This window comes from Rhizobacter sp. P3_C12 (assembly GCF_056402735.1).
This window is the reverse complement of record NZ_JBFUGW010000271.1, coordinates 1-8,105: the sequence shown is the minus strand read 5'-3', so window position 1 is coordinate 8,105 and position 8,105 is coordinate 1. Positions and strand designations below refer to the sequence as shown.

Annotated in this window: 5 protein-coding genes and 1 pseudogene; all 6 read left to right on the top strand. The window is 71.1% G+C overall.

The features are described 5' to 3' along the window. Positions 1–1,310 (top strand): phage tail protein (locus AC1DXV_RS27940; protein WP_477936649.1); only part of this gene is annotated, 1,310 nt, incomplete at its 5' end. 20 nt (positions 1,311–1,330) lie between these two features. Next, positions 1,331–2,173, top strand: coding sequence for a hypothetical protein (locus AC1DXV_RS27935; protein ID WP_477936647.1), 843 nt, complete (start codon positions 1,331–1,333; stop codon positions 2,171–2,173). 11 nt (positions 2,174–2,184) lie between these two features. Then, positions 2,185–3,081, top strand: coding sequence for a hypothetical protein (locus tag AC1DXV_RS27930; RefSeq protein ID WP_477870242.1), 897 nt, complete (start codon positions 2,185–2,187; stop codon positions 3,079–3,081). Positions 3,082–3,094: 13 nt separating this feature from the next. Next, positions 3,095–5,128 carry an eCIS core domain-containing protein gene (locus AC1DXV_RS27925; protein ID WP_477936645.1) on the top strand — a complete coding sequence of 678 codons (2,034 nt, stop codon included), beginning with the start codon at positions 3,095–3,097 and terminating at the stop codon, positions 5,126–5,128. 28 nt (positions 5,129–5,156) lie between these two features. Next, positions 5,157–7,739, top strand: coding sequence for an eCIS core domain-containing protein (locus tag AC1DXV_RS27920; protein WP_477936643.1), 2,583 nt, complete (start codon positions 5,157–5,159; stop codon positions 7,737–7,739). Positions 7,740–7,748: 9 nt separating this feature from the next. Beyond that, positions 7,749–8,105 (top strand): annotated as a pseudogene (locus AC1DXV_RS27915) (hypothetical protein); the annotation flags it as partial.

The window sequence follows — 8,105 nt, the reverse complement described above, 5'->3', positions numbered from 1 at the left end:
GGTCGTGGCGCCATGCCGGCGATGCGGCGGGCTACGACGGGCCGGTCGCCGCCATCGCGCCGGACCTCGGCGGCGGGCTGCTGGTCTCGCCCGGCGGCGGCATCGCGCCGCTGCGCCTGGTGCCGGACGCGAGCCACGCGGCCGAAGGCTGGCTGTGGAGCGAGGCGATCGCCTTCGACACGCTCGCCCACGAATGGAACCGGCTGCATGCGCGCATCGACCTGCCCGCCGGCAGCCACGTGCAGTTCTTCGTCGCCACCGGGGCCCGCGCCGCGCCGCCGCCGGGGCCTGCGGCGGACGGCAGCTTCGGCCAGCCGTGGCGCGCGGTCGGGGTCGACGTGTCGGACTTCTTCATCGACCTCGGCGGCACCGGCAGGCAGGAGGCGCTGTGGATCGGTGCGCGCTTCGGCAACGACCTGCATTCGACGCCGGTGCTGTCGCAGGCGCGCGTGGATTTCGACCAGGCGAGCTACCTGCCCGAGCTGCCCGCGATCTACCGGGAGCCGCGGGACGGCAATTTCCTGCTGCGCTACCTGAGCCTGTTCGAGAGCTTCTTCGACGAACTCGAGGCCACCACGGGCCACCTGCCGGCGTTGCTGAATCCGGCATCGGCGCCGGTGGATGCGCTGGCCTGGCTGGCCGGCTTCCTGGCATTGCCGCTGCCCGAGGTGCAGGATGCCGCTGCGCAGCGCGGGTCGATCGCCGGGGCCTTCGCGCGCTACGCACGGCGCGGCACGGTTGCCGGCCTGCGCGACGCGCTGCGCGACGAGGCCGGCGTGCGCGCCGTGATCGACGAGCCGCTGCAGGCGCTGGGCTGGTGGGCCATGCCGGCGCCATCGACGTCGTGCGAGCCCGGGCAGGCCGGCACCTGGACCGACGGCGGCGACTCGATCCTCGGCTTCAACACGGTACTGCCGTCGTCCGAGCCGCAGGGCGCCGTGCTCGGCAGCACCGCCACGCTCGACCGCTCGCAGCTCATCACGCAGGACGAGTTCGGCACCCCGCTGTTCGAGGGCGCGGCCTACCGCTTCCTGGTGCGGCTGTATCCAGGCGACCTGCAGTGCGCGGGCACGCTCGACCAGGTGCGCGCGATCGTCGAGCGCGAGAAACCCGCGCACACGCTCTACGACCTGTGCGTGATCGGCGCGGGCCTGCGCGTGGGCTACCAGGCCAGCCTCGGCATCGACACCTTGCTCGGTGGCGGGCCGGCCGAGCCCGGCCGGCTGGGCGACGCGGCCCTGGTGCTGGGCGGACAGCCGCGCGCGCGCCTGGGCATGGACAGCCATGTCGGCTCGGGAGCGCAACTTTGATGGACACCAGGAGAACACACATGCGAGACGAATCGGTCGAATGCGATGCGCTGCGGAGCTTTTCCCGGCCGCGCTATTTCCACGGTCAACTGCTCGACGTTCGTCATTTCGAATCCGAGCAGGCCTACTTCAAGCGCAAGCAATGGATGCTCAACCGCCTGGTCGACGGCTTCGGCGTGGTGTGCGGACTCGACGTGCAGCTGGGTGCCGACGACCACAGCGTCGTCGTGCTGCCTGGCCTCGCGCTCGACAAGCAGGGGCGCGAGATCGTCGTGCCCGGCCGATCGAAGCCGCTGGCGATCCCGTCGCGCCCGGCGCCCGAACCCGAGCCCGAAGGCGACGCGACGGGTGCTGCGGGCAACGACGGCCAGCACGGCAAGGGCGGCAGGAATGACCGGAACGGCCGGAACGACAGGAACGGCGAAGGGCATTGCGATGACGACTGGGTCCACCTCGTGGTCTGCTACGAGGAGTGCAAGACCGATCCCGAGCCGGTCCTGGCCGGCGGCTGCGACAGCACCTCGCGCTGCTCGCCCGGCGCGATCCGCGAAGGCTATTCGCTCGCGTTGCAGGCCGGCAAGGCACCCGACATCCCGGTCGACTCGGACATCCCGGGGCTCATCAAGGGCAACAGCGTGAACTACCGCGCGCTCGCCGAGTGGGTCAGCATGCCCTGCGATTGCGAGACCGGCCCGGGCTGCATCACGCTGGCCAACATCCACCTGCCCGCGGCCGAGAAGACGCTCGAGCTGTCGGACATCGACATCGCGGTGCGGCCGATCGTCTACGGCCTCGACGTGCTCTGGGAACTGGTGCTCGCGCTCAGCCACGAGACGCAGAGCCGGCGCGGCGGCAAGTACTGAAAGGAATGACCATGGCTTCCATGACGACAGGCTCGGGCGGTTGCGGTTGCGGCGGGGGTTGCGGCGGCGGCTGCGGCGGTGCGGCCACGCTGGCTGCGGGTGGCACGATGGCGCGCGGCTCGATCGAGCGGCCGCGCTTCTTCCCGCGGCAACTCGTGACACCCGACGATCTCACGCTCGGGCAGGACTACTTCCGCAACCGGCTGCGGCGCATGAACCGCTACCTGCACGGCTGGGGCGTGGTGTGTGGAGCGCGCGTCGAGGCGAGCACGCGGGCGTGGTGCGTGGTCGTGCACCCCGGCTACATCCTCGGGCCGTATGGCGACGAGATCGTGGTCGAGCAGGACCTGTGCTTCGACCTGCGCACGCGCTGCCTCTCGGTGGGCAGCAGCGATGCCTGCGATGACATCGCGATCGATCCGCTGTGCCCCGACCGCACGGTCTCGACGCGCCAGCCCGATGCGCCGCTCTATGTCGCGCTGCGCTACAAGGAGATGCCGGCGCGCCCGGTGCGCGTGCAGCCGGTGGGCTGTGGCTGCGACGACACGAGCTGCGAGTTCTCGCGCTGGCAGGACGGCTACGAGATCTGCGTGCTGGATGCCTGCCCCGATTCGCATGCGGCGCCGCCGCCGGTCGACCAGTTCCTGCAGCCCGGCAGCATTCCCGATTGCCCGCCGTGCCCGAGCGAACCGTGGGTGGTGCTGGCGGTGGTGACGGTGGATGCGCAGGGCAAGGTGGGCGCGGTCGACAACTGCAAGTGCCGGCGCATGGTGCGCACGCTGGCGCCGTTCTGGTGGCAGTGCGCCAACCCGGCGCCGCAGGCCCAACCCGTGCCCGCACCCGCACCCGCGCCTGTACCGGTCCCGACCACCGAGCCGGGCAGAAGGCCGGTTCGTCCGATTTCATGACAGTGGGATGCCCGTGCGAGCCACTGCGCAGAAATCCCCAGCCGGTCGCGCGGTCGAGGCGGTGCGCGGCGGCGGCCGGCCGCTGCCGCCGCAGGTGCAGCAGGAAGCGGCCGAGCGCTACGGCTTCGGCTTCGGCCACGTCCGGCTGCATGACGGGCCGGCCGCGCACGCCGCCGCGAAATCGCTGAACGCTTCGGCGTACACCCTCGGCAGCGACATCGCCTTTGCCGCCGGGCGCTACGAGCCCGAGGCGCCACAGGGCCGTGCGCTGCTGCGGCACGAGCTGCGGCACGTCGCGCAGCAGCACTGGGCTGCGGCATCGCTCAGTCCGCAMGTGGATGCGGGAGATTCCGCGCACGAGCGCGATGCGCGCGAGTTGTCGGCCGCGCAGGTGCCGGCGCTGTCCGAGCAGCGCATCCAGTGCGCGCCGGAGGAAGAGCCCTACTCGCTGGGCACCGGGCTGGTCGACACGATCGGGCGCAAGGCGACCAGCGACGCGTCCTGGCCGTTCATCAAGGCCGTCCTCGAGGGTTTCGTCGGCGGGTTGAAGTCCGACGTCAAGGCGGGGCGCGCCGACGACGCGAAGTCCCATCTCTCCGAGCTGATGGTGCCGTGGAACGCGGCCAGGTTCTATGGCGGCTACCTGGTCGGCCTGGTGATCGGCCTGGTCAGCCCGATCACGGATCTGGTGAAGGGCGTGGTCGGCCTGGTCAAGCTGGGCCTGGCGGGGCTGGAGTGGCTGGCGAAGTGGTCGCCGGTGGGCGTGGCCATCAGTGCCGAGCGGCAACGGAAGATCGCGCGGCTCAGCCTGAAGCTCAACGAGCTGATGGGCGAGCTCGGCGGCTCGCTGGCGGCTTTCGTCACCGATCCGAAGGGCACCGTGCAGAAGTTCTCCGGGTTCCTGGACAACCTGATGCAGATGGCGCTGTCGAAGGCACGCAGCATCGGCGCGAGTGGCGCGCACGCGATCTTCGATTTCCTCGGCGAGGACTTCTACGAAATGGGCAAGGGCATCGGCGAGGTCATCGGGACGCTGGTCGCCCAGGTGCTGCTGCTGGTGTTCAGCGAGGCGATCGGCAACCTGATCGCCAAGGGGGCGAGCTTCGTCGGCAAGGCCGCCGAATTCGTGGCCGGCAGGGCGGTCGAGGCCTTCACGTGGCTCAAGGGCCTCTTCGTCGAGGCGGCGGGCCTGCTGCGCAATGCGGTCAAGGGCGCGCTGAAGCTGTTCGAGGGCGTGGTCAACAAGGCGGTCGAAGCCTTCGATGCGCTGGTCGCCCTGTTCAGCGAAGCCGCGGCGGTCGACATGGCCGGCGAGAAGGTCGCCGCCGGTGTCGGCAAGGGCGCCGGCGGGGCGGTGTCCACCAACATGGAATCGCGCATGGTGAGCGGGGCCCGGACCACGCCGACGACGGTGGCGGAACTGAGGACGCCCAAGGTGCACCCGTCCAATGTGGGCAAGGAGGCCGGTGTTGCGAAGCCGGCGGCCGAGGTGCCCAAGCCCGCGTCGGCGGCGACGCAGGCCGAGACGCAGGCCGAGACGTTGACACCGGGCCAGCAGCGTCAGAAAGACATTCTCGAGGAGTTCACGGAGCGCCAGGAACTCGCGGAACCGGCCGTCCTGCGAGAGCAAGAGGGCAAGAACGTCATCCGCACCCGCAAGCAGGCAGGAGTGAGCCTCGAGGAAGACCATCACATCGCCACGCGTTACCTGAGCAAGAACAAGGCGCTGTTCGAATCTGCCGGGACGCACGTCGACGCGGACCTGAACCTGATCAAGGACTTCCCCGAGCACGGGCAACTGCGCGGCTGGTACGACTGGAAGGGCCGGGCCTACAAGTTCAACATGAAGGGGCACCATCCTGGCTACAACCGAAGGGTGACGGACACCCTGAGCAGGGCCGTCCCGCCGGGACTGCCTCCGGATGCAGCGCTGAGTCGGATCATCAACATGAACGCCCGATTGGAAACCATCATTCGGCAGCATCCCGAGGTCCTCTCGCATGGACCGGACATCCTGCCGGCCGCCCTGCGGAACCTGACCTTCTAGGCCCTCATCGACGCCCGGATGCCCCGCCATGGCCCCAACCAGTCGCACCGCCCCTCCAGCCGCGCGCGCACAGCGCGGCGCGGCAGGCCCCGTGCCGATGGGGCACGCGCCGACGATCCGGGAGACAGTAGCGCCGGCCAACGATGCCTCCGAGCACGAGGCCGACCGCATCGCCGAGGCCGTGCTGCGAGGCCGGCGCTGGCACCGGYCGGGCCAGGGCGGATGGTCCGCGGCCAGCGAGGCTGGCGGCGACCCTGCGCCGATCCGGCGCTCTCCCAAGGCTGTCGACGCCGCAACGCCCACCCCCGCCCCGGCGCTGCTGCTGGTGGGGGACGATGCCGAGCTGACGCGCGGGCAGATGCGCAAGAGCGATTTCATGAGCGCCTTGCGCGCCGGCATCTGCGCCTCGGTCGATGCGGCACTGGCGGGCACCGGGCGCGACTCGCAAGGCTGTCCGTGGATCGAGCACTGGCTCGGCTACTACGAAGCGCGCAGCGCCGCCGACATCGAGCGCGCGCTGTTGCGCTATGCGCCCGAGGCCGCCGGCGCGTCGAGCGCCGCGCAGTGCATCGGCCTCGTCACGGCGCGCGTGAGCCAGAGCGCCAGGCGATGGGCGAAGACGGGCGAGCTCACGGGGCTGCCCGAAGAGATGCCGGGTGCCGGCGGCGCCGGCGGCCTGCTCGCGGGCGTCGGCGCGATGTTCTTCAAGCCGCGTTCGGGGGGTGCGCACGCGGCCGACCCGGTCTCGGTTCGCGAGCAGCTCGGCCGCGGCGAATCGCTCGGCAGCGGCTTGCGCGCGCGCATGGAAGGCGCCTTCGGCACCAGCTTCGCGGCCGTGCGGCTGCACACGGATGGCACGGCGGCGCGGCTGTCGAACCAGCTCAACGCGCGCGCCTTCGCCGTCGGGCCGCACGTCGCGTTCGGCGGTGGCGAATTCCAGCCCGGCACGCCGGCGGGCGATGCGCTGATCGCGCACGAACTCGCGCACGTGGTGCAGCAAGGGCATGCGGTCGCCGCGCCGGACCGGGAATCGATGCCGGCCGCCGGTGCCGTGTCCGAGGCGCTGGAGCGCGATGCGGACCGCTCGGCCGCCGGCGCCGCGGCAGCGCTGTGGGGCGCCRGATCGTTCGCCGAGCTGCGGCGCGAGGCCCGGCCACGCCTGCGCTCGGGCCTCGGCCTGCAGCGCTGCGCCAAGGACCCGAAGCCCGTGTCCAGCCCGCAGGTGAAGGTCAAGCTGACGCCGGCCCAGGAGCGCCAGGAGTCGCTGTCCGGCGCCAGCGAACGGCTGCGCGACGTCAACAAGTGGGTCTCGTATCAACAGAAGGCGCAGGGGGTTCCGAGCGTCAAGGGTGTCAGCAACCTCGACGGCGAGCAGGCCGGCAACGTGGCCACGGCCATCGAGCTGCTGACCAAGGCGAGCGCACTGTCCGGCGCGAAGTCGCTGGATGAGCTGCGGCCGAAGCTCAAGGAGGTGGTCGACCAGGCCCAGGTCGCCAAGCACCCCAACACCGGGTACGGCGGGCAGCAGGATGCGATGGCGAGCCAGCACGCGTTGAACCTGGCGATCACCGCGTCGAACGAACTCGACGAGCTGGTGGTCAAGCTCAGCGCGTCGCTCGACATGAAGGGCATCAAGAAGGACACCGACGCCATCGCCACCGCGCTGGCGGGCGCCCAGGCCGATCCGGGCTCGATCTTCGACGCCAAGGACAAGATCGACAAGGCCGTCGGCTCGATCCGCAAGCAGATCCTCGAGATCCAGTCGCGCGACACCGAGACGCCCAAGGCCATGCAGAACGTCCTCTTCGTGCTGCGCAGCTTCCTGGCGCTGAATGCGCCGGCGCGGGCCAAGCCGCCGACGGACGACGAGATCAAGGCGTTCACGAGCGGGGCGCGCGGCARCCTGGCACACGACTTCGACGTCGTCTTCGGCCAAGGCAAGGAGGTCCATGGCTTCGACGCCTTCCTGCTCTATGCCGACCTGCTCGAGAAGCAGCTCGCCGTGCGCGCCCAGATGGCGGCGGCCAAGGTCGATGCCGCGCCGATTCCGACGCAGGGCAACGCCGAGGACTTCTTCAAGTCGCTCAAGCCCAGGAAGAACGACCAGGTGTTCCAGGCCTACCAGGACTACGCCGCCGCCTTCTTCTTCCATGGCCATGTGGCCTCGCTGGCCGACATGAACGTGACCGACGTCTCCGAGCTCTACCAGCGGCCGCTGTCGATCTTCGGCCTGCGTCGCCTGGTGTGCACCGGCTATGCCTTGCTCGGCGCGCACCTGCTGGGCAAGGCGGGCGCGGTCCTGAAGGAGTTCGTGGTCGCGGTGCGCGCCACCGACCAGGACATCGCCACCGACCGGATCGACGAGGGCCACGCGCTGGCCCACGTGGTGCGCGACGGCAAGAACGCCTGGGTGTCGAATGGATTGATCGTGTCCAGCGAGGCGGGCGGCATCGGCCCCGACGCGGTGGCGTGGGAGAAGAGCAAGGCGCCGCTGCGCACGGCCACGGGCCCGACCATCAACGAAGCGAACCAGCGGCTGGCCGAGTTGCTGGCCAGGCTGAGGGATGCGCCGCCCAAGAGGCCCGCAGCCGGCGGCCCGAAGCGCAAATAGGCGGCACGCATGAAACAGGCTCCGACAGACCACAAGGCGGCAGCGGCCGGCGGGCGCGCGGCGCGCGACGTGCGGGGGCGCGGCCGTTTCGCGGAACCGCTGGGCCCGCGCGATGACGCGATGGAAGCCGAAGCGCATCGCGTCGCACAGGCCGTGGCGGGCGGCGCATTGTCGGGCGGCGCACCCGGCGCGCTCGGGGACGCCTGGTCGTCCGCCGCGCACGGCCCGCGCCGCGAGGGCACGACGATCCGGCTGGCGCCCAAGGAGTCCGCACCGGAGCAGGACGCCGGCGCCATGCCGGCCGCTGCGGCGCAGGCGCCGGTGCCCGCATCGGCCGGTGCGCCGGCACGCGGCGACCTGCTGGCC